This is a genomic window from Klebsiella sp. P1954 (assembly GCF_018199955.1).
Lineage (GTDB): Bacteria > Pseudomonadota > Gammaproteobacteria > Enterobacterales > Enterobacteriaceae > Klebsiella > Klebsiella pneumoniae.
Window position 1 is genome coordinate 731,774 of the sequence record NZ_CP073373.1, and the last position, 21,293, is coordinate 753,066.

At 51.2% G+C, this 21,293-nt stretch carries 34 protein-coding genes and 1 pseudogene; 2 read left to right on the plus strand and 33 right to left on the minus strand.

The annotated features are described in order from the left end of the window. Positions 1-71: 71 nt before the first annotated feature. The 25 genes from KB890_RS03595 to KB890_RS03705 all read right to left on the minus strand — a co-directional run bounded on the left by KB890_RS03595 (position 72) and on the right by KB890_RS03705 (position 16,917). Entirely contained in the window at positions 72-593 is a 522-nt protein-coding gene (locus KB890_RS03595; protein ID WP_022631472.1) for a zinc ribbon domain-containing protein, read from the minus strand. A 65-nt stretch (positions 594-658) separates the two neighbouring features. After that, entirely contained in the window at positions 659-826 is a 168-nt protein-coding gene (locus KB890_RS03600) for a hypothetical protein (RefSeq protein ID WP_004892511.1), read from the minus strand. 167 nt (positions 827-993) lie between these two features. Continuing rightward, entirely contained in the window at positions 994-1,476 is a 483-nt protein-coding gene (locus KB890_RS03605) for a hypothetical protein (RefSeq protein WP_004190637.1), read from the minus strand. A 53-nt stretch (positions 1,477-1,529) separates the two neighbouring features. Then, positions 1,530-2,702, minus strand: a complete 1,173-nt coding sequence (locus KB890_RS03610) for a phage tail tube protein (protein ID WP_022631474.1) — start codon at positions 2,700-2,702, stop codon at positions 1,530-1,532. 23 nt (positions 2,703-2,725) lie between these two features. Beyond that, on the minus strand, positions 2,726-3,118 hold the full coding sequence (locus KB890_RS03615; RefSeq protein WP_004190640.1) for a phage tail terminator-like protein: 393 nt from the start codon (positions 3,116-3,118) through the stop codon (positions 2,726-2,728). Beyond that, positions 3,115-3,666 (minus strand): hypothetical protein, encoded by a 552-nt coding sequence (locus KB890_RS03620; protein ID WP_008807839.1) that lies wholly within the window; start codon positions 3,664-3,666, stop codon positions 3,115-3,117. Before KB890_RS03620 ends, KB890_RS03615 begins: the two co-directional genes overlap by 4 nt. Position 3,667: 1 nt before the next feature. Next, a complete protein-coding gene (locus KB890_RS03625; protein ID WP_004217344.1) occupies positions 3,668-4,051 on the minus strand; it encodes a hypothetical protein in 384 nt (127 codons plus the stop codon). Next, positions 4,038-4,271, minus strand: a complete 234-nt coding sequence (locus KB890_RS03630) for a hypothetical protein (protein WP_004190646.1) — start codon at positions 4,269-4,271, stop codon at positions 4,038-4,040. Before KB890_RS03630 ends, KB890_RS03625 begins: the two co-directional genes overlap by 14 nt. Before the next feature lie 9 nt (positions 4,272-4,280). Continuing rightward, complete coding sequence (locus KB890_RS03635) at positions 4,281-4,535, minus strand: hypothetical protein (RefSeq protein WP_004190649.1); 255 nt, start codon at positions 4,533-4,535, stop codon at positions 4,281-4,283. A 1-nt stretch (position 4,536) separates the two neighbouring features. After that, entirely contained in the window at positions 4,537-4,932 is a 396-nt protein-coding gene (locus KB890_RS03640) for a hypothetical protein (RefSeq protein WP_008807837.1), read from the minus strand. 40 nt (positions 4,933-4,972) lie between these two features. Beyond that, positions 4,973-5,245: an Ig-like domain-containing protein gene (locus KB890_RS03645; protein WP_124724672.1), complete on the minus strand. Its 273-nt coding sequence runs from the start codon at positions 5,243-5,245 to the stop codon at positions 4,973-4,975. Positions 5,246-5,253: 8 nt separating this feature from the next. Further along, positions 5,254-6,207 (minus strand): major capsid protein, encoded by a 954-nt coding sequence (locus tag KB890_RS03650; protein ID WP_022631475.1) that lies wholly within the window; start codon positions 6,205-6,207, stop codon positions 5,254-5,256. A gap of 10 nt (positions 6,208-6,217) precedes the next feature. Beyond that, positions 6,218-7,003, minus strand: a complete 786-nt coding sequence (locus tag KB890_RS03655) for a hypothetical protein (RefSeq protein WP_016946679.1) — start codon at positions 7,001-7,003, stop codon at positions 6,218-6,220. A gap of 84 nt (positions 7,004-7,087) precedes the next feature. Beyond that, on the minus strand, positions 7,088-8,200 hold the full coding sequence (locus tag KB890_RS03660; protein ID WP_022631476.1) for a phage minor head protein: 1,113 nt from the start codon (positions 8,198-8,200) through the stop codon (positions 7,088-7,090). Further along, positions 8,184-9,584: a DUF4055 domain-containing protein gene (locus KB890_RS03665; protein ID WP_022631477.1), complete on the minus strand. Its 1,401-nt coding sequence runs from the start codon at positions 9,582-9,584 to the stop codon at positions 8,184-8,186. Before KB890_RS03665 ends, KB890_RS03660 begins: the two co-directional genes overlap by 17 nt. Further along, a complete protein-coding gene (locus KB890_RS03670) occupies positions 9,584-10,891 on the minus strand; it encodes a terminase large subunit domain-containing protein (protein ID WP_022631478.1) in 1,308 nt (435 codons plus the stop codon). Before KB890_RS03670 ends, KB890_RS03665 begins: the two co-directional genes overlap by 1 nt. Beyond that, positions 10,869-11,873 (minus strand): terminase small subunit, encoded by a 1,005-nt coding sequence (locus KB890_RS03675; RefSeq protein ID WP_004218556.1) that lies wholly within the window; start codon positions 11,871-11,873, stop codon positions 10,869-10,871. Before KB890_RS03675 ends, KB890_RS03670 begins: the two co-directional genes overlap by 23 nt. A 548-nt stretch (positions 11,874-12,421) precedes the next feature. After that, the gene (locus KB890_RS27515; protein WP_138920855.1) at positions 12,422-12,568 is read right to left on the minus strand and encodes a DUF4175 domain-containing protein; all 147 of its coding nucleotides are present in this window, start codon (positions 12,566-12,568) and stop codon (positions 12,422-12,424) included. 167 nt (positions 12,569-12,735) lie between these two features. Next, positions 12,736-12,981 carry a DUF2560 family protein gene (locus tag KB890_RS03680; protein ID WP_004218558.1) on the minus strand — a complete coding sequence of 82 codons (246 nt, stop codon included), beginning with the start codon at positions 12,979-12,981 and terminating at the stop codon, positions 12,736-12,738. A gap of 813 nt (positions 12,982-13,794) precedes the next feature. Next, positions 13,795-13,989: a hypothetical protein gene (locus KB890_RS27520; protein ID WP_019405025.1), complete on the minus strand. Its 195-nt coding sequence runs from the start codon at positions 13,987-13,989 to the stop codon at positions 13,795-13,797. Further along, positions 13,940-14,215 carry a hypothetical protein gene (locus KB890_RS03685; RefSeq protein WP_004190672.1) on the minus strand — a complete coding sequence of 92 codons (276 nt, stop codon included), beginning with the start codon at positions 14,213-14,215 and terminating at the stop codon, positions 13,940-13,942. Before KB890_RS03685 ends, KB890_RS27520 begins: the two co-directional genes overlap by 50 nt. Then, positions 14,212-14,556 (minus strand): DUF7940 domain-containing protein, encoded by a 345-nt coding sequence (locus tag KB890_RS03690; RefSeq protein ID WP_004190674.1) that lies wholly within the window; start codon positions 14,554-14,556, stop codon positions 14,212-14,214. The genes KB890_RS03685 and KB890_RS03690 overlap by 4 nt, the downstream gene beginning before the upstream one ends. Beyond that, positions 14,553-15,092: a glycoside hydrolase family 108 protein gene (locus KB890_RS03695; RefSeq protein WP_004184488.1), complete on the minus strand. Its 540-nt coding sequence runs from the start codon at positions 15,090-15,092 to the stop codon at positions 14,553-14,555. Before KB890_RS03695 ends, KB890_RS03690 begins: the two co-directional genes overlap by 4 nt. Beyond that, positions 15,089-15,388, minus strand: a complete 300-nt coding sequence (locus KB890_RS03700) for a phage holin family protein (protein WP_031281240.1) — start codon at positions 15,386-15,388, stop codon at positions 15,089-15,091. Before KB890_RS03700 ends, KB890_RS03695 begins: the two co-directional genes overlap by 4 nt. A 482-nt stretch (positions 15,389-15,870) precedes the next feature. Then, entirely contained in the window at positions 15,871-16,917 is a 1,047-nt protein-coding gene (locus KB890_RS03705) for an IS481 family transposase (RefSeq protein WP_086540526.1), read from the minus strand. 183 nt (positions 16,918-17,100) lie between these two features. On the opposite strand from KB890_RS03705, the gene KB890_RS03710 reads away from it, so the two are divergent. Further along, a complete protein-coding gene (locus tag KB890_RS03710) occupies positions 17,101-17,547 on the plus strand; it encodes an ECs1072 family phage-associated protein (RefSeq protein ID WP_064159469.1) in 447 nt (148 codons plus the stop codon). Here the strand turns inward: KB890_RS03710 and KB890_RS03715 are convergent. The 8 genes from KB890_RS03715 to KB890_RS03745 form a co-directional block, all read right to left on the minus strand. Continuing rightward, complete coding sequence (locus KB890_RS03715) at positions 17,453-17,710, minus strand: hypothetical protein (RefSeq protein WP_031281242.1); 258 nt, start codon at positions 17,708-17,710, stop codon at positions 17,453-17,455. The genes KB890_RS03710 and KB890_RS03715 overlap by 95 nt on opposite strands. 153 nt (positions 17,711-17,863) lie before the next feature. Beyond that, entirely contained in the window at positions 17,864-18,646 is a 783-nt protein-coding gene (locus KB890_RS03720; protein ID WP_022631482.1) for an antitermination protein, read from the minus strand. Continuing rightward, complete coding sequence (locus KB890_RS03725) at positions 18,643-19,011, minus strand: RusA family crossover junction endodeoxyribonuclease (RefSeq protein WP_004190680.1); 369 nt, start codon at positions 19,009-19,011, stop codon at positions 18,643-18,645. The genes KB890_RS03720 and KB890_RS03725 overlap by 4 nt, the downstream gene beginning before the upstream one ends. Beyond that, the gene (locus KB890_RS03730; protein ID WP_031281243.1) at positions 19,008-19,304 is read right to left on the minus strand and encodes a DUF1364 domain-containing protein; all 297 of its coding nucleotides are present in this window, start codon (positions 19,302-19,304) and stop codon (positions 19,008-19,010) included. The genes KB890_RS03725 and KB890_RS03730 overlap by 4 nt, the downstream gene beginning before the upstream one ends. A gap of 2 nt (positions 19,305-19,306) precedes the next feature. After that, positions 19,307-19,513: a hypothetical protein gene (locus KB890_RS27525; protein ID WP_022631484.1), complete on the minus strand. Its 207-nt coding sequence runs from the start codon at positions 19,511-19,513 to the stop codon at positions 19,307-19,309. Then, positions 19,513-20,112, minus strand: a complete 600-nt coding sequence (locus KB890_RS03735) for a DUF1367 family protein (RefSeq protein WP_022631485.1) — start codon at positions 20,110-20,112, stop codon at positions 19,513-19,515. Before KB890_RS03735 ends, KB890_RS27525 begins: the two co-directional genes overlap by 1 nt. 57 nt (positions 20,113-20,169) lie before the next feature. Next, positions 20,170-20,361 (minus strand): hypothetical protein, encoded by a 192-nt coding sequence (locus KB890_RS03740; RefSeq protein ID WP_023313103.1) that lies wholly within the window; start codon positions 20,359-20,361, stop codon positions 20,170-20,172. 107 nt (positions 20,362-20,468) lie between these two features. Continuing rightward, entirely contained in the window at positions 20,469-20,702 is a 234-nt protein-coding gene (locus KB890_RS03745) for a DinI-like family protein (RefSeq protein ID WP_022631487.1), read from the minus strand. A 145-nt stretch (positions 20,703-20,847) separates the two neighbouring features. Here KB890_RS03745 and KB890_RS03750 point away from each other — a divergent pair. Next, positions 20,848-21,252 (plus strand): annotated as a pseudogene (locus KB890_RS03750) (capsid portal protein); the annotation flags it as partial. Between the last annotated feature and the right edge of the window lie 41 nt (positions 21,253-21,293).

Consider the following 21,293-nt stretch of genomic DNA (forward strand, 5'->3'; position numbering starts at 1 on the left):
AAAAACCCCGCCAGAGCGAGGTTCATGTTTTGGGGCAACAATAAAGACCCACAAAATAGTGGGCTCAGTTGTCAAAGCTTTGCATTATAAGTCCGTATGAATTCATCACGAACCCCACTAGGTAGCTGATTTACCAACTCATCAATTTGCATAAAATATTTTTCTTTGATGCCCTCGGGGCCTAATTCTGGATTAGCTTGTTTCAAGCGTGATACCAAGTTAGTTACCGCCTCTTCATTAACATCAAAGCCTACCCTTTTCCTGATGAAAAAAGCATCAAATGGAATGTCGCTCGGCTTAAAATTTTTGAGCCTAGCAACTTCTATCGCTTCTTTTACATCACTACCGCAGTGCTTACACTTTCTGGCTTCAGGCTTAATCATTTCTGCACAATATGGACATTTAACCAACCCACTATCAAGCTGGCTCTGTTCCAGGGCGCGAATGTCCTTCTTGATTACCAGTGAGTGAATTAGAGCTACGATGAAGAGAAGTGCTCCGTATAACCACCAAGCAAAAAACGAGCGCCCTTTACTGCTCGCTATCGCCGCAGGTATGCACCCAATAATTGCACAAATTATGATTAGTTCCACATCCTTATCCCCATCATTAACATTTGCACAGGTTAGCACAGGAATAGATGGAGACAATGATATGACTACTTCACTTTTGCCTGTCTTTTCTGATCTTCGGCCCACTCAGCCCTCCAGGCATCATCAAGAGCCAGTATCGCTGCGTCAAACTCAATGCGGTCGATCAGGATGGTGCGCGATGCCAGGTAAAGCTCAATATCGTTCAGGGATAGAGGGAGCGGCACTCCGGCCATGCCGGCATACTTCCTGCCGCGCGATATCATGGCGTAAGCGTTGAGGATCTCCCCAGTGACTGCATCGATTTCAGGCTCCGGAATGGGCGGGAGATTTAGTTTCTCCCTGCGCCACTTTGCTTTCTCGCCCTGCTCGCCGGCGAATTCCTTTAGCCACTTTTGGGCCTCTATGGCTTTTTTACGGTTTCCTGAGTCTGCTGCTCCTTACCCTGAGCAATATTCGCCGCCTCAGCCAGAATAAGCCAGTACAGAGAGGGGTTTTGCTTCAGTAACGCAACACCACGCTCCGGTGTATACGCTACCGCCGTCTCCGTACCATCCACCAACTCCCCCACGCCTTCCCAGTCTTTCAGAAGAAAGCGCGCGCAATTGTCGATGAGAAGATCATCAACCGAGTCAATCTCGCCCACACTGGCGAGATCGAAAGCATCCGTACCGACCTGGTAGCTCGCGTCCATTTTGTCGATATGGCGCCGCACCAGCGCATTGCGTGAGCGGTATTGTGGATTCTCGCTACTGGCCACCAGCAGACGGAGTTTAAATAGCGCCTCGTCTTCCGGCGTGAATTTCTTTTTACTTCCTGCTGGCTTTTTGAAAGGGAAAAACCAGCGTTCTCCGTTCAAATCAATTTGAGAAGAAATAATCAGCATAAAGACTCCCAAAAAAGCCCGATCCGCGATGACTGCAGAACGGGCCAGGTAAATTAAGGCGCGGTAACGGTGATTTCAGACGTTGCGGTATAGGTGCGGGCCTTACCAGTGATGATTGCAGTACCAGCAGCATTTCTGGTGACTGTTGCTGTTTTCTGCCCGGTAGAAACCACGCTGGCGATAGTCGGATCCGATGACGTCCACTGGACGGTATCAGTTGAATCAACTGGCGTAAGCGTGGCGGTTAACGTCACCGTGGATCCCGCGGCCCCAGTTGAAGTGGCTGGCGCAACACTGATTGCCGTCGCCGGCACTTTAGGCACGCGCGTAATCGTCGGCGGCGTATTGGCCGCGGTGATATCCAGCTGAACCTGAACAATGTCAGTGCTCCCCGCATCCGGCCAGTCGCCTGAGATCTGCACTTCCGGGAAATCGAAGGTATAGGCGCCTTCAGCATTCTCCAGCGTGAAGCTAAACGGCACCGTTTCGCCGGTGAACGTTTTTTTGTAAACCTCCCAGGCAGCCTTTGACCATGACAGCGTGATTTGACCTGACGGGGTAAAGGTTGTCGGAATGTTTGCGCCGGCGAACGCCGAACCGGTACCGATGCAGCGCTGAGTCTGCATATTGTTGTTGAACTGGATGTTGAAGGTGTCGACGCAAAAACCTGTCCCGCCATCAACACCATTTAGCCGGATGTTCGTGACCTCTTTGAAGGAGTAACGCAGCGCCCCCGCTAAATCCACCGGCGCGGTGAAATAGCTGGTATCGTCCCCCTTCGTCTCCCAGTCCAGCCCTGCAAACGTAATGGTTGCAGTGATATCACCATCGGCCGGGATTTCCATCTGGAAGGTGCCAACCTGGCAACCGCGGGCAATCTGGGCGATCCCCACATCACTGGCAAAAGTCGCCACGGAGAACGTAATGCGACCATTACCCATCGTCAGAACGTTATTTAGCCATTCGGAACCGAAGCAGCTGGCAAGAAAATCATCATGCTGGTTCCAGCGAAACCGCGTGCCGACATCGCCGCCGACATCCACTGTGCCGCGTGAAACACCTTGCGCCATGCGGTCACCAGCGATTTCGTCATTGTCGTTGGTGTTCTGCGTTGGTTTCAGACCAAATGAAGAACGACGCAGCAGGTTCCACGCCCCTGCTGTAGGCGTGATTCCTGGCGTTGTCTCGCGAATAAACGCGGCTACTACTTTTGCACCTGAGCTCACAGGAGCCTCCTGTTTTTTGTGCGCTACAGAGCGCGATAAGGAATTTGAAGATTGAGCTGTAACCAGCCATCGGTCTCACCCGCCGGCACAGCAGAAACAGCGAAATAACTCAGCTTTCCGTCATCCTTAAACTCGAATAGCTCCGTTAGCTGATCGGCCGTTCGGGAGATAAGCAACGTCCCGGAACCGACCGGAACAAAAAGCTGAATGATGAGTAAGCCCGTCCTGTGGACTACCGGCCCGTCCCCGATCTCGGTTGCGCCAGCCTGCCCAGCAATGTTGGTTAGTCGGGCCCAGATATCGCGGTTACTGGGGTCAAATACCGGGCCATTGGGATAATCCACCGCATCAGAGGCAATAGCGGTCTGTGCCGCCATTCGGGAAATGACAGCGTTTCTGATTTCTGTAAGGGTCATTTGTAGGCCTGAATAACACCATTAAACGAGACGGCATAGACGCCTGTCGGCGCCTGTGTTGAGTGGCCATTCTCCAGAGGCACGGAGTAAGGCAGGTTCGACTGGATGTAAATCACCGAGTAGGCTGGCGCCTGGTCAATGATATTTTTGCCATTAAGAAACGTCATTGTCCCGCGCGGATCCGGTTCGGTCGGGACGGAATGATTAGGTTCGCCGATGCTGACGAAATGCGATGCCCTGAAGGTTCCTGCGCGATACTCAGCCGGCCGCCTGATATCCATGCTGTCATTAACACGGACTTTCTTTCTGAGACGGCCTGTCTTTGTCAGGTTGGCAGGATCGGCATAAAGAGATTCGTTCCATTCCCCAACAGCTTTGTTGTACTGAACCGCGGTCGCGTTAATGGCCCACAGCTCCGGGTTTCCTACCGGCGACCGCTGAACGATTTCATTCAGCAGTTGAATGGCGATTGTCCGCTGGCGTAGTTTGACATCTTCTGCCACCAGCCCGGCGAATGCCGCCGGGTCAATGTTCCAGCCCTTAGCCATATCACGCCCTCCGCAGTTGAATGGAGTACGCAGCGCCAGCAGAGTCGGCAGAAGCGGTGATGACCTCGTAGCGCTGAAGCTCACCCGTAACCGGATCCGGTGCGGTGATGATATGCCCGACGGCCGGCTTATCAGTCACCTCGTTAACCAGTGCGGTTAGCTTCACATCACCATGCAGAATGTTAACGCCATCGATACGGCGCAGCTTATAGCGCGCCAGTACTCCACGCCCCGAGTAAGTCACCTGCGTTTCAGTGCCGGTTTCCGTCACCGGGTCCCAGGCACCCCGAACGGTATATGACCCAGTGAAATCCTTAACGGCATCCTGCAGGTCGGTATCGAATGCCGCGGCGACTTCGGTTTGCAGCTCGTCACGAATGCCCATTGCACCCACCAATACGCTGCTGAGGTTTAACGATCACTGTACCGTGGAGTTTGCGGGTATAAATTTCGCCATTGCGCTTAACCCGCAGCGGGAGCGGAGCAAACTCTACAACACCCTTTGCCTGATTTGCGTAAACGACATGTCTGATCGGGTTTCCATTCACAAACACATCGCGGGGACCGAGCCCGTCGCCGGCATAATGCACATATGGATTTTGCATGTTATCCCCTTACCGCCGCTCAATATGAGCATGGATAAAGTCGGTTTTAAGCGACTCCATAGCGCCAACCATCACATAGGGACGTCCACCGTTATGCCAGCAATCAATCGCGTTACCCTCATCATCAAGCAGTATCACTGCGACACTGTGGCAGCCGCCGTTTTCGGCTCTCTCCAGAGCCTGTTTCAGCAGGCGAATAACCTGGTCGTTATCGAGGTTGTGATGGCTGGGCTTTTGAAATGGGACCACCTTCAAATCGGACATATCACGCCCTCACAAAGAACGTCTGGAAAGGGTTAATCATCCACGGTTTGAGCATATCCAGCGCCAGCTGCAAATCAGGATCGAGTAATTCAGTGCTGGTGGTTGAAAGCTCGGCAAAAGTGCGGGAAACCTTCACATCGTCGGCCTCAACGCTTTTGCTCGTCACCACGCCGGAATCTGTTTTTTGCTGATACAGATTGCCTGCAGCGGCTACGGAAGCGATAAACGCTCCGGCTTGCTTAACTTCTTCAGGAATATGCTCCGGGTCGATATCCTGAAGGTTAAGCGCCGTCATCCAGGTGTTTGCCTGGAGCACGGCTTTACCCTTTTTGTCGGCGGCAGCCCAGGTATCCCCCAGCAACTCGTCAACGTCCTGGATTGTTATATAAACGGTCATCGGATCCTCACCAAAAGAAACGGGGCTTTCGCCCCGTCGGTTAACCACCCGCAGGAGCAGTGAACGCAATCGCTTCAGTTGTTTTCACCACACCGTCAACGGTAGCCGTCACCGTGAAGGAGCCGGCCGTAGCAGAGGTGAGTTTCACGGTCGAACCACCAGCAGACCCTGTCTGTGACGTCGAAGCACTTAACGTGCCGCCAGTAGACGTCCACGCCACAGCTGCCCCGGAGACTCCGGCACCATTTTTGGTGTACTTGAGCGAAACGGTCACCGCGTCGGTACTGTCAGCAGTTGCGGAAGTTTTATCCACTGACAGGGTTACTCCCCCGCAGGGGCTTCCAGCTTAATCAGTACACCTGCAGTGGATTTGTTACTGGTGAAATGTTTCTTCCAGTTCGCGCCGGTGCCGATTTTGGTCAGGTCTGGGTTAGCGCCCTTCGTCTCATCCCAGCTGTAACCCAGCAGTTCAACGTTAACCGTGCCCTCTGCGCGATAGCCAATAGCAAGGTTTTCCTGGTTGTTGATATCGTAGGAACGGAAGCCCGGAGCCTGTGATTCCGTTACGGATACCGCACCAGCCACCAGACCAAGAATCGCGTCAACCGGCATGGTGTCAGTTACCAGCACCGGTTTACCCAGCGTGCCTGGCTGTCCGCCATAAACCACCACGCCAGCTTCTTCGTAAATTTTGTTGTCGATAGCCTGATCAACAATGTCGAAATAGGTCGTGGAATGCATAACGAACAGCGCAACACGGTTAAATTTATCGCCGTATTTACGCAGGCCACGGGTCAGCGTTTTCTTACCATCAGTGGCAATATCCGCTGAAACCGTCATATCAGCATTTGCGCCAATGGCTGCCACAAGCCCCTGAAGTGCATACTTGATATAACCTTCAAGCGTTGCATCAGCGACGTCGACGCCGATCACTTCGGAGAATTCGCTTACATCGCGACCACGACGTTTAAACGCTTCTTCAGTGGTTTCATACGGGCCGTATTTCCACGGCGCCTTAACACTGACAGATTCACCGGCACCGATTTTTTTACCCGTTACCGGGTCGGTGGAGTTAACGTTGCGCGATTCGATAGAACCACCAACTTTATAGAAGGTGCGCTTGCGAAAATCACCCTCGATCAGTTCGTTGTCGAGAATGATTGCGCCGTTTGAAGCGGCGTTGAAGACTTCCAGATTATCCTGGCGACGCTCAAGAAACGCAGTCTGCGCGAGGTCGTCATAGATAATCAGGTCACTGTTTACGGTCGTAGGCATTGATTAGTCCTTACTTAGGCAATTTGAGATAGGCCTGCTGGCCATGTTTGCGGATGTAGTCCGCTTTGTCGCTTGAGCTCATTTCTGAACGTTTCAGACTACCGCCACCGCCACCGGGTTTATGACCACCAGCCCCGGAGCCTTCGGCGCGCGGGAACAGGTGCGGGGCCGTCTCTTTCAGAGATTCAGCCCACTCAACCGGGGTGAGCGGAGTTTTGCCGTCTTTACCGAACAGAACATCGCCATTTGCATCAACTGCTACGGCCTCGCCTTCGTCGTTGAGCTGGAATGTGCCTTTAGCACGAAGAATCAGATCGTCGGATGCTTCTGGCAGCGCGCCAGCCTTAAGCGCTGCGCTGCGGATAGCATCACCCAGGACACGATCACGGAATTTGTTGGAGAACGCTTCCGCCTTTTCAGCGCGTTCATTAGCGGCTTTGATTTGCTTATCAACATCAGCACGTAGCCGCTCAGTGCGTTTATCCAGTACCTCGTCAATTTTCCCGGCGGCGATCAGTTGCGCCTCTTCATCATCAGAGAAACGCTGGAGAATAGTTTTCACCGCGTCAGGATCGATACCTTCAAAACGCTTAAGCGACTCAGTGGACTCTTTGAGCTTACCAAGCAGCTCGCTATTTTTATTTTTCAGGCCAGAAACCTGAGCGCTGACTTGCTCATCGATCAACTTCTGGATTTCCGGCGTAATCTCGGGCGCACCACTACCGGATCCACCGCCATCACCACCTTCACCACCAGCTGCCGAATAATATTTAATGAGCATGTTACGAATAAGCATGTTGTCCCCTTGGGATAGTTACTGTGGGCCTGGCCCAATAAAAAAGGCCGCCCGAAGGCAGCCTGATTGAATAAGATATGTTGGTTAAAGCCTAGCGTTTCTGAATGCCTGCTCATCCTTTGAGCGCAACTGGTCGAGCGTCAGCCACTCGCCCCTGTCGTTGTAGAACTCATCGGGAGACATGCCGCCATCACGAATCAGCCTGGCGCGCGTTTCTCCGACAATCTCAGCTTGTCGCGTGAACGACTGCCGGGAGAACCAGTCCTGGTAATTCGTGTCAGCCGGAAACTGTCCATCCATGCTGGCGCGCGAGCTATCCTTGATTTCGCCGACTTTAATACCTAATTCCTCGGACGATTTCAGGATGTAAGTTTCGGTGCTCCGACAGCAAAAGTGGATTTTCCCAGGTCCCTGCAAATAAGGCACCTTGTGCCCTATCGGTTTATTATCCAGCGTGTACTTGAGTCGGTCGCGGATCCGACAATCCTTTGATGTCCGGTTATCCAAAGTAGATAACCACTGCTTACCCTTCAGAATGTCGTCGTTCGCCGACGCAAAGCTTTGTCTTGCTGTTGATGCAAGATGCCCTACTGCTGTTTTCGCTATGCTGGCCGCATTGGCCCGGCTCATCTGAAGCGCACCATCCTGGTAGCCGCGGTTAGCATGTCCACGAACCTTTTTTGCGATCTGCTCATGCGTATCGCCCAGGAGAAAACCCTGCCGCACCGTATTGGATATGCGCGCCATACGATCAGCTTCGAGGTTGCTGGCCCATTCGCTTAGCAAACGTCCCTGGAATGGACGCCCCATCGCCGCGGCATAAACCGCATCCGGGGAGATGCCCACCAGCGGATGAAGAGCAAGAACATCGTCGGGAATAGCAAACTGGAAGAGGCTCATCTGAAAAGTGGCTTCGTGCTTCGCCAGTTCCTGCAACTCGGCAGTAAGAGCTGCATACATCGACTGAATCGCATCCTTGTTTATCGCCCTGACGCTTACCAGTAACGCTTCCAGCCTAGAAACGGTAAAGCTCTCAGCGTCCAGCGTATCAATAGCCACCAGCAACCTTGCGGTAAGTTCGGCGTCGCTGTCATTCAGGACTTTTATCATCCTGTTGGCAACGCCGGTGCTGTAGCGACTAACCCATATAGCGTGGGCTATGGATTCATCATGCAGTTTGTCATTCGCCGTTGCCATTATTGCCACCAATCAGGTTAGGCGCGCCGTTACGAATAGCGTCAATGACAGTTTCAGGGTCGTCAGCAGGATCTATCAGGTCAAGCCTCTGCAGAGCTCTGACCATATCAGTGTCGCGAATCGCACCGTACTGCCAGGCATTGACGATTGCCGTTACCATGCCGGATTCTGCGACTTTGGCGATAAACTCCTGATTGATGCTGTAACGATATTCCTCGCCTTTTATGCCGAGATATCTGGCGCACCAGCCGAGCGCCAGCGTATAGGCCTCCGAGACATTGGAAACGCAAATGCCGAGCACCGATGTGGATGCGGTTTGCTCGCCGCTGGATTGCGTGGCGGTTTTAACCGCGCCGTTCTGCTCGATAAGCCGGGCGCCAAGCTGAACAGAATAATCACGCTTACTGTCCATCGCCTCTTTAGCCAGGGTGTTTGGTTGCGCCTGAGCATAGGTAAAACTCCCCTCCTTCGGCAGCAGGAATGGAGAACGAGAACCGACACGAATTCCCTTATCCTGCAGCCAGTCACGCCAGGCGGTATCAAGCCCGGAAATCACCGGCTGAACCTGACCGCAGAAAAATACGCTGTCTTCGTAATCCGCCGAATTTCGATAATGACCAAGGTTAATTTCAACGAGGGCGGCTAAAGGCGACTCGTCGATGCTGGGATCGTTATTTTGTGCACCAACGAAGGTAAAGGGGATTTCATCCCAAAAATCCTCACCTTTAGGCTTCGGGTGATACTCAGAATCGACGGAAAAAGAGCCTGCGTCAGCTGACTTTCGCCATACCCGGCAGACAAACTTTCCGTTCTCCAGAGCCAGTTCGCGATACTGGATTTCATCCTCGTACGCAAAACCATCTTCCTTTTCCATGCATTCACGTAAAACCACCAGCACCAGTTGATCACGTCCATTGATGCGTTTGGTGCGCCAGTTAATGATGCTTTCCGCCTGATAACGAAGGATGATCGCCTCGTCGGTCTCAGCTGCATAATCCGTATAAAGCCCCTCGCGCGCGGCCTCCAGAATATTTTCTGTAACCTGCTGGGACTGCTGATAAATGCTGGCACCAGCACCATCGGCGTTGTCACGAAGATAATTCAGTTTATCCGGCGCGGTCATGGTCGGGTCTTTTCTGAATGCCAGCCCCAGTAGACCCACTTTTGTATTGCCCGTTATCGCGTAGAAAACGGCGCGCTGAATGTAATCAGCATTGCGCTTTTTATTGCGTGCAGACTTATCGGACGGATCCAGAAAAGGGAGGTATTCATTCCCGGCGGCCTTTACAGCATCAGCCCCTTTGCACACGTCACGAATTTTTTTCCACACGGGCATCGCCGCCCTGACCTCAGGGCGAACATAAGTAATATCGTTATTGGCCATCAGAATGTCGTGTCCAGTGAAATAGAGAATGCAGGTCGAACGATTGGGAATTGCTTCACAATGAAGTAACCAGCGCCATCGTTGGGGTGATCGTTATCGCTCTTTTTATCCGGCTCGCCGTTTTTATCCCACACCTGTTGTTCCAGGCAGTCGGCATAGACCGGGCAACGGGCCACATTCACCTTGTACCGGCGATCGCCATTACCATTGCAGAACATGGCGTTCATGGAGTTAATGCGGTCCTTTACCGGCGGGTTAGCATCATCAACGATGACGTTAAATCCGGCCTGCCGGAGCTGCTCAATATCTGTTTTGCTGGCGTTGTTTGACTTCCTGGAATCACCAGAGGCATCCGGGTAAATATAAATCTCGCGGACCTTGCGGTAGTCACCGTCGGCATACAGCCAGAAACGTTCCTTGATGATGCGTATCATGTCGGGCGTATCGTAAGCGTTGATAATCTCTGTTACCGCGTGTGGTAAGCCGAGCAGCAATACATGGACGATCCCGGCCATCTTCCCGACGTTGAAATCCATCCCGATATACAGCGCTTCACCTGGCTGCTCTTCCTCACTGGAATTATTCAGCACCCTGTCGAACTGATGATAAATGGTGCCACTGGTCAGGTTAGTAAACTGGCCGTTCAGATATGCCTTGATCAATTCCGGCGGGTAACTCGCCAGGAGCGAAGGAATATAGTCATCCGGCAGGTTCTTTTCGTTGTCGAATGTCGAAGCCTGTACCAGACCATACATCGACCTCAGTTCAGGCTTTTCCCTCACAGCCTTAACAAACTGGTTATAGACGAACTTAAATCCTTCAGGTGTGGTAGTCACGTCAATGCCATTACGCAGACCATCAACTTTATAACGCATACGCGCGATTATTTTTCGCCACGCCTGACGCGCCTTATCCGCTTTCAGAACGTCGAGTTCATCCACCAGCGCATTGCCGATTTTAAAGCCTACTATCGTGTCGGGCTTTTCCATCGACCGACAAATTGTCGTGCCGCGGTACTGGCGCCCACTGTAGAAATGGACCTCTTTGTTGCTTTCAACGATTTTGACTTTCAGTCCCCAGTCGTGAGCAACTTCTTCCACCGTGGGGTAGAAAATATCGCGGATCTGAGGATAAGTCGGGGCAAAGTAGCCTTGGTTTATTTTGGGGAACTCCCAGAACCCTTTGCATATTCCACCGCAGCCAACCCATGTCTTACCGGATCCAAAACCAGCTACATAGGCTTTGAACTTCTGCTGCATAGCCAGAAAACGAGCCTGGGGAACGTTAAGCGTCGGAGCTATCGCCATCCTCTTCCCTCACTCGCGCATCGACTACGTTGATATTGATCGCAACTGGCGTTGGTTCGTCATCTTCTGGGTCAGCGGCCAGCTCTTTACGGAGCTTGTCGATCTCCAGCTGCCGGCGCTCGATTTCAATCTGCTGTAGACGCTGGGCGAACTCACTGTCAGCCAGGCCGAGACGTTTCATCACCGCCTCGTACATGCGCTCACGGCTGATGGCGGTTATCTCAACGCCATTCTTACCAAGCTTCACACCGGAATAGGCAAGCGCAGCATCCGGCGCCAGCTTGCGCGTATCGGCGAAGAAAGGCTGGCCGATGCCATCACCATTACAGCGAGGACATTTCGGGTTAGGCGAGCTGGTATGGTCGTAACCGTAGCCGCCTCTGTCGTTTGGCTCTTTCCCTTTCTTCGCTAAAGCCTCAGCCAGCTTCTCTTCGAACTCAACCGCATCGCGCCATTGATACTGGTGACCGAAGCCCCAGCAGTAACGGCAGCTCCCGCGGCGATACTGAGAAAGTTGGTTGGCGTCGAATGTTGCCAGCCGCCACATCTGCTCAAGCACTTCATCCGCGCTGCCAAGCGTGCGCACAATGGATGCTTTCTGCTGCTGCGCAATGGCCTGCGCAACTGAAGTTTTCTGAAGCAGCTGATAGCCAATTTGTTCAGCAGTCTTCTTGCTGTACCCGGCACGGATAGCGGCCTGCGTGGCGTTGTGGTCCTTCAGGTATTCTGCGACAAATAAACGTTGCTGATCGGTGAGGCCATCATCATCCACCAGCTCTTCTGCGCACTTTTCCTTTTGCGCAGTGCGCAGTTTCTTCTGCGCAGGTTTTTGCGCAGTTTGCGCAGTGGGTTTCTTGATGTATCGGCGGGCAGTAGCGTAATTCAGTCCCTGCGCTTCACACCAATCCTTCGGTGATACGCCGGTTGCGGCATGATCGGACAGGAACCGTCGCTGAAGCTCGCCCCAGTCCGGTTTTGCCATGGATTATTCCTATTTAACGTGAGGGAGAAAAAGGAATTACTGATTCTCCATAAAATATTCACTTTTATGTTTTGGAATTAAGGCTCTTTAGTTCAGGAGTTATTATGAAAAGAATTATGCTTGCTGTTTTTGTGATCTGTGGTGCGCTGTCTCTTTCAGGATGTATCCTTCCCCCTGGGCCTCATAGCGGCGGACATGGTGGAGATCACTTCCATGGTCCAGAGCATCGTTAACCGCCTGAGGACTTTCATTTTACAGAAATGAAAAAGGCCGCAAAATTATGCGGCCTTTGGTCACTACCAACCAGCGTATAAAGAATCTCTCAGGAGCCAACAGATAGAGGTGCATCTATCCGGCTAACTAACCTCTGGCGTTCTGATGTTGGCAGGCAGAGACGTTATGAGAGTATTGAGTATTTCAAAATACACCGGGAGAAACAGACAATGATATCAGTCCATTGTCTGACGGGCATTATCACAGGCACTCAATGAATACCTGCTGTAATGCGGTCAGATACCAGTTTATAACCTGACCAAATGTTACTTAGATCACAATCCATAGAACCACCCACCAATGCCAAAGGCTGCAGCGATCACCAGACAAGCAATTGCCGTTTTAGGCATTAACACACCGTAAAATGCAGGAGACAATCCCAGGAATAAAACCATTAGCACTGGCCACATACTAAGCAACATGAAAAAGTAGCCATTTATACCACCGCTGCTAAACGTCACATTCACTCCAAACCATTACCCGGACTTTCCATAGCTTGGTTGCTTCGTTGCATGATATCATACAACTGCCCCTTATACAGGAGCTTTAACATTATCACAGGCACTCGATGAATGCCTGCTGTAATGCCTTAGCTGACTTTCTCAGCGGCAGTATCAAACAGCGCCAGCGCTTCGGTCGCTTCCTGGATTGCCTTACGGGTCTTCGAGACAATCTCACTTTCCGTGAAAACACGATCGAAAGAGTCAGCGAATAGCTCAGACTTCAGATAGCTGTCGCCTACCCAGTCAATGGCCAGCTTGGCCGCTGCGGTGTCATAATTAACTTTCTTGATTATATCCAGGCGGATTTGCTCGGATGCAGTGATCTCTGACATGTCTTACCTCTGTTCGATGTGGGGAGTATTATCGAAGCCATTCGACAAAATAGCCTCTGTGATGCTTTTGCATTTATCTTTGCCGTGTGTACAAGCTGAACGGTTTCCTTACGGATGCCTGTTACGCACAATAAAAAAGGTCGCATAAAAAATGCGACCTTTGGTTGGTACCAGTTAGAAAACTAAAATCTCTCAGGAGCCACCCGGGAGAGGCTTTTCTGCTTTTTAACTGACCACTGCCGTTTTGGTGTTGGCTGGCAGTGATAACGTGGTGATAGCTTCATTTAAGTTATCGAAAGCATTTAAATATCGAAAGAGCTCATTGAACCAATCATTTTCAACTTGCCGGAACATTCAACCAGAGCACCAGGCATCTCTGCTGGTCTTTTGATGGCAATTCTCAGCTCTCCCGAACGAGGCCGGTAACTAACAATTTATTCGACAGTTCCTTCGGCATTAACCCAAAGATCTAGATGCTTGATGTAGCGTTGGATGGGCACATAAATAACCACCCCATCTACAAGGTTAACGGACTTGATAACATATCCCTGCGGAGCTAAATAATCCCCATCACAATGAGGGTGAATAGAGTGCTCGTCACCGTATCGATAACCATGCGGAAGTTGAGGGAGTGAATTTCTTGTCATGGGCAGCTTCTTAGATAGAAGGAATTGAAAATCCATAGTGCCTTAATGCACCTGACTTAGATACCAACTTTTCATTTTTCAGCGCTCTGTTGTCTCGTATTCTGATTTTTTGTTCATGTGGCCATGTAAATTTCAATACCTAAAGTGTTCTGCGTTTGTAGCTGAATTACCTGGAACCCTTCTCTGTGAGCTGCGAGCAATTGGCCTGCACTGCTTTGTTGTGCGCCAGGATGTCACGCTTGGTCTGCTTATCCAACACATCGATATCGTGGTCAGTCAGGTAGATGATCCGCACCCAGCTGCAGGCCGTGTCAACGACTACCGGGGCGGGTAAACTTTTCGCGCAACTCCCGATCAACATCGTCATCGCCCATACGCTTAACGTCTTCCTGTACATCGCTGGCCCCTTTCGTGACTTCAGCACGGCGTTCTGCCGCGGCGACAGTAGCAGCGGCGTTCTCTTCGGTACGTTGCTGATCAGCTTTGGCTTTCGCCTTACTGGCCCCGCGAGCATGACCAATGCCGAACGCGCCAGCAATAGCACCCAGGATGACGACCACCAGTCCCGCGATAATTTCAAAGCTCATTGCTGCTCCTTCAGTTCGTCGGCCTTTTCTTTCAATGCTGGCTGGCGTACGTATTGCGATAGTACGGCCAGCACCACCAGCGCAGGGCTAATCAACGCAACGATGTTTGGCGGCAGGATGTTTTTGATATCCGGCGGCAGCACCGCCCAGGCGTGCAGCGCAGCATCCGGGAACGACTGCGCCCATACACCAACCAGCGCGCCGATAGCTCCCAGCTTTACAGACCACGTTTTCAGCAGCAAGCTGGCATGCCCTACGAACTCCAGCCGGGTATATTTGCGCAGAAGTAACAGAACGAGCACAGCCACCAGCACAAGCAAAGCGAAAATGATCATCTTCACAGGACACGCTCCTTAACCCAGCCGTAGAGAAAATCCTCGTTGGCTTCGCGGCCCTCCGCCAGTTCGAGGTATCTGGCACCCTGGCTGCAGTTCAGCGCACGCAACAGAACCTGTTCACCCTCTTTCCCGCGGGCGGAAAGGTATCCCTTAAGCGCGGTGATGGTTCGGGGACCAATGGCACCATCCGGAATCAGATCGGGATACAGCTTTCCGCGCATATTCATTGCGGTCAGCCAGCGCTGGAAAAACTTACTGGCTACAGATGGCCCCATGTTCACGCCAGTGTCGCAAAGCTCATCTGCCAGTAACGTAGATAGAGCTGCCACCTGGTCAAACCGGGGGCCGGTCCAGTAATCGCTCAGCAGGATTTGCTTTGCTGTTTCCCTGGGCAGGTTCCGCATATCACCGGTGTAGCCATGTGCACGGGCGGTGGTCTGCGTGATGCCCCAGCGGGTCGGCCCGCCTTTATCCGACGGATGATCGACATAACCACCCTCCTTGCCGAGGATCCCCTCGATAATCTGATCTGCTGTCATGGCGCCTTAACTCCGGTAATGCGTTCCCATAAATAGGTCAAAGCAACAGAACCCATTGCCCCGCTAATTCCGGAAGTGGCCAGTATCATGTAAATGCTCAGTCCGCTTTCAATGCTCACCAGGCCAGCAATAACGCCGGTAAACCCTGAAACCACCATTTGGGCAAGAGCATTGATCAAGCTCCATGTTGCCTTGCTCTGCTTCACATCTATCAGGTAGCGGACAAGTCCACCCCAGCAAGCAATGATCAGCAGAACCAGCCAGGACATCCCGGCAATGCTCTCTTTGTCTTGCATACGTTTAGCCATAGTTACCGCCTCCGATGGAAGATCGGGAAGCTGTGTGTTTGAAAAGGGTCAGGCCCGTCAGGCTGGATTTAACAACGAAGCGTGTCGATGATGATTCCTGCGGGACCTGATAATAAAAAAGCCATGCAAATGCATGGCCTTGTGATTTGAATCCGTTATTTACAAAATGTATTCGAGACAGTATCTTTCGACTTCCGGACAAAAAAACATATACCGGGACAAAATCTAAATGTAACTGCCTTGCCTGCATGAAACCATGCGGGCTTTTTTTTGCCCAAAGAAAAAGCCCACCGAAGTGGGCCTTACAGCTATCATCATTTTTTATTAGGTGTGGTGCCGGGTGCCTCCCGGTAAGTCGCCGCCAGTCCACAGACGACTCGCAATGCGCAAAAAAACATATCAGACTGGCAATGCCCCTCCGCATAGGGGGATTCACCACACCAGAAATTTAACATTCAGTCTTTCAGGTTTCAATACTCTGTATGGGTCCACCACATATTGCAATTTTTACTCTCACGTAAAATATAGTCCACTGGCGTCATCAGTTCGAGTGATTTATGTGGCCTTTTGCTGTTATACAGCACCAGATATTCAGCCATTCTTTGATTAAACAAATTCAGGTCGTCAAAAAGCAACAATTCATTGAATTCAATAAATTGTTCTCTAAGTGTCCGGTTAAATCGCTCACAGGTCGCATTCATTTTCGGTGTGTACGGATAGGTCCAGATGTGTTTAATCGAGGCTTCCTGCAACGTTTTATCAAAGTTTCCAAGGAATTCCTTACCGTTGTCAGTAACAACCTGTTTGATAGCAACAGGAAAGAGCTTTGTGGCCTTGCTGAAGAAATGGCTGGTGATATCGCTGTTGAGTGAAGGAACTGCCAGGGCGAGCGCGTAGTCGCTGTGCTCGTCGATCATGGTAATAATATAGCGGCGCAGATCCCCCATTCTGAGTTCAATCGCGTCCATCCCTATGAGTTCGCCTGTTTTTACCGGGCGGTACTGTTTAGGCCTTCTGGGCTTCACTGAGCGTTTTTTTATCAACCTGACTTTGCCTCTGGCACTGAGGCGAACGGGAACCATCCGCATTTTATCGTGCGCTCCGGCAATGATCCTTCCAATGGTTGATGTACTGGGACAGGTAAAATGTCGCAGTTCACACCATGCCTTCAGCCTGACAAAAATCTGCTCTTTGCCGAGATTGGGTAGCTCAGTTCTCAGGCGCCTGATTTCCTTGATCACATCAGGGTGCCAGTGCCTTGAACGGCGAACCAGGGGGGCTTTGCTTCTTGGAATAAGCGCCTGAGGACCACCGGTGCGAAGCAACTGGCGCCACCAGTAGAGCGTTCGTGTTGATACGCCAAAAGCATCAGCTGCGGCACGGATACCATGCTTATCCCAGAAGTTCAGGGCCTTCATTCTTAACTTCGCAATCTCGGGCATAAGGGAGTGTTTCATCGCATAAGCAGTTGCTCGGTAATACCCAAAATAGCCTACTCCGACATGTTGCATCAACATCAGGTAACCCCCTTATTAACCCTGAGGTATTTGCAATATCTGTGTGAACTTACACATACTCTGCTTGTCTGAGGTATCGGCTCACCATAACTGCCCAGCCTGATGTTATCAGCGTGTAGCGGCTTGTTTTTCTCTTTGATAAAATTGATTCGCAAATGATTAAAACATCAACTGGTGCATAATATGAGTAAGTACTCAGACCTTTTACAGGTAATCAAGTCACGGGTTTGCCAAAATAACAACTTCCCCCAAACATTACTGGCAGACTCACACAGTTACAGAACCAGGCAGGTTTGGTACCGAATAGGACAAATATTCACTCTTGAATGTATTCTCGATGAGTACAGGAAACATTTTTCATCGGATTATTATTATCTTGATAACGATAAGGCTCTTCATCACCTTATCTTCGAAATGACCAAGTGGAAACCTGAAGAGATTAGAAGACTCTCGCTAAACGACTGTCTCTTTATCATTGCCAGTCAACTAAAGCCCAGTTATATGTCAGAAGATGCTGCCGCTGTCCTGGCGTCACTCAATCTGCCGACTGGCCACTATCCTGTTGAGGATTTTCCACAAGAGGACTGGGATCCCAGGGAAAACTCAGTATTCCTTCAAAGCTACCAGTAGCGACTCGCCCAATCTCCGCAGAGATCTGACTCAGCCGCTCCTCAAGAGCGGCTTTTTCTGCTATCAGACGGTTGAAGTGGGCAAGATAGATTTTCTGTTGCCCAAGCCAGTCTTCAAGCTGTTGAGTGGTCATGCCCGGATTAAAAAAATATGGCTGCTGCATCGCTTCCCCCAGAAAAGCAAAACCCCGCCGGTTGGCAGGGTTCAGAATCAGTTTCATTTGGATGTACGTATCCATGATTAGAAGAATACAGGACAATTTTATGCAAAGTCAACTCTATCGTGCAAAAATTTGCCGCCATCTGTTTCGATCACATCAATAAATGGTCGCCTTCTCAAATTCAGCCGCTGCCTGTCTCTCTCCTTTGTGAAGCATATCCACCAGCCCTTCATAGAACGGCTTCCAGTTGCGTGACCACGAAGACTGATGGAGATCCGGGAGACGCTTCAGAATGGCGCGGTGTACCGTCGCAGAGGGTACAACAGAGAAGCCATTACCAGAGCAGCGTTCACATGTTTTGAAAACCGGTGCGCCAAGTTCTTTGGTCGCTTTGCGATCTAAGACCTCCCCTTTACCACTACACCTGCATCGCGCATGGATCACTTTCTTTCCTCCGCAGACTCCACAGACCCTTTTCACCAGTTCATTTCTAATCTTTGGGGCCTTCACTTCGACACCGTCAGCATCGAAAATACCGGGGTGCTTAATTACATCTTCATGGCGGGAAATAAAGCCGGTACCGCTGCAGCTTTGACACGTTGCTCTGGTGGCCGCCGAACGTGAGTATTCCGCAAAGGCAAATTGCGCCAGCGTCAACATGCAGGCGCCGAGCTTGTCACCAGCGGCTTTGCGGACATTTTTAGGAGCGTTTTTGATGGCAAACTGCGCCAGCGCCTGAATTGCAAGCTGTTCGTCCGTTTTGCTGATACCAGCCTTTCCGAGGAAAGCGGCAAGGCCGAAGCGCGCACGACTGCTGGTGGTACCGATAGCCGCCATAACATCTGTTCCGGTCAGTCGATTCGGCGATGTGCTTTTCACGTCGTCGCTGATATGCATCCCCTGCGGGCTGAAATGCTTTAACGATGCTTCCAGTTTCATGCGGCCACTTCTCCGATATCAGAAATTAAAATTTGTCCGGATTCACCCCAGACTTTTGTTACACGAAAGTCCCAGATATGTGCGTCATCAGTAAACAGAGCATCCATCAGCGCTTTGATCATGTTATCGGCGTCTGGTTTCTGCTGGTGTGCCTGTCCGTTCATCGTTACTCGCTTCTTCTGGCTCCAGCTCTTTGGCATGGGAACCACGAAGGTTATGTGTCCGCCCTGCTCCGGCATAGCAACGTTCTTCAGACGGACCTCATCGCAGAATGCCCGGTAGCGCATTACCGCCGGACGCTGCTTCCACTTATCAGCTCTGGTCATCCTGGGTTTGCCGATGGGCGTGATATCGTAGATTTTCATGATTTAATGAGTCCCTCTTTCCGCCAGATTTCCAGGGTGCGCATTACCTCCTCCGCGTGCATCAGGCGCAATTCGTCGTAGGTGAAATCGGTGGTTTTAGTTCTGCCGTCGATTACGTCATGGCACCCGTTGCAGGCGATCGCCGCCTGAGTATCGTCAGGCTTGCATCCTGTGCCGCACGTACCCGCCAGGCGGTAATGCGCCAACACGCTGGTTTCCGGGTTGCCGTTGCAGTAACCAGGGATCCGCACTGTACATTCGCGACCTCGGGCCGCTTTGCGAAGGTTCGCCATACTCACCCCCACATCCTGTTGCGCCAGCGAGAGTCTGGCCGAGGCGGATTTTTGTCCTTCACCAGCTGCGCGCTGACGGTCCATGTCATAAAGTCAGGGTTTAAGCTTCGTTCGACCTTTACGCCCCGCTGACGATATCTCGCTACCAATTCGTCGGCCTGCTGCGTTGTGCATTCGAGATGGTGAAACCATGAGTGTTTCATCGGCATCACCCCGCGAAGCTTAAAAGCTGGTTGGCGGCGTTCTCAGCTTCCTGCAGGCTGTTGAATGAACGAGAGAGGATCCACCGCCAGAGAACATCCAGCGATGCTTTGTACAGTTCCTGGAACTCGCATTCGTCCATGCTTGCGAAAGAAATGCTGCGAGGGTGTTTTTTCAGCGTGCCGTCCGGCAGCTGTATGGCGTCATAGTGGCCGGCCTCAACGATGACCCACGCCCGGTAAGCATCGAAGGATTTGCAAATACTGATTGAACCGGATCGCTTCTCAGCTATCAGGTCGAGATATTGCCCGGCGGCATCAAGCAACGCCGATTCACTCCCGCCATATGCAGCAAGGTATTTGGCGTAACCTGTGATAAGCCTGCGCTCGTTAGACGAAATCGCCCCGCCGGTAGGTTCCCAATATTCAAAGCCGAGATTGAGTAAAGCAAAGTATCGGCGGTGAAACGCCGGATTGCGGACAAGCTTAAAATCGGCCTCCAGAACGGCGCCGAGCTTGCATTTTGATTGCAAGAAATCACTGGTCTCCTGCGTGGCAGGGATCAGTATTCCTTGGGTCTGTTTTATCAGGTGTAATTGTTGCGCCATGGGTTTCACTCCGTGGCGCTGAGATGCTCCGTTGCCGTTGTTCAGGCGGCAGGTAAATTATTGCAGCTTACTCTCGGTTTCGTCAATGCAGCCAGCTTCTTTAGCTAGCTCTTTAAACTCTTCAATCGTCAGCAAAAACTGATTTTTTCTTACCTTTTCGAGCCCGGTTATTTTCCCCCCATCGCTCGAAATTAAAAACTTCCCGCCCTGCCTGATAATGTCCACCACTTCGGCGATATCGAGATCCACTTCATCCCCCTGAGCGACATACAGACGCATAAATATAGTCTGGCGACAGCATCAAAGGGACACGCTTATTGCGATGCTTTGGGAAATGCCAGCCACCAAAAGGTGAATCAGTAAAACCAGTCGTCCGCGCTTTCCCACGTCTCTTGCAGGATTTGCTCAACGCGTTTTTTATCGCCATCAGCGCCGCCCAAAACGCTAAGACCATCGTTGCTTGTGCGTCGAATGGTTAATTTGTAGTCATCATAAGACTGGGACAAGCGGCGCAGCAATTCTTGCTCAAGCGCAGGTATGGCACCATCAGGGAGTTTTTTATGTTTATCAATTGTGACTTCAACTTTCATGGTTAGCACCTCACACAGATACTGTATAAATATACAGTATACCGGTTGCATGAAATGTTCAACCCCTCTGCAGCACTTTTTGCCAACACCATGCTTATGTTTAGATTGATGTTTTTCCATAATAAAAAACCCGCCGAAGCGGGTTTTTACCATGTACATGACCGGCGCAGCGCAGAGCTGGGGGGACGTAAACAATATCCGCCAGGCCATGAAAAGCGCCAAGATACCGGGCAACTTCCGTAACCTGTTTATGCACTCACCCAGTGGTAAAAAGGACGGCATCCAGATAATACCGCTGTCAGAGATCGCGGCGAAGGATGAATTTCTGAATATCAAGAACGTCAGCCGGGATGATATGATGGCAGCGCACCGCGTGCCACCACAGATGATGGGAATTATGCCTAATAACGTAGGAGGTTTTGGTGATGTTGAAAAGGCCAGCAGTGTTTTTGTACGCAATGAGTTAGTTCCACTGCAAAAACGATTAAAGGAACTTAACGAATGGTTAGGCGAGGATGTTATTAGTTTTGAATCTTATACTTCATGTTAACCAAACTTTTAATCAAGAATACAACTATGGCACTTAATGTG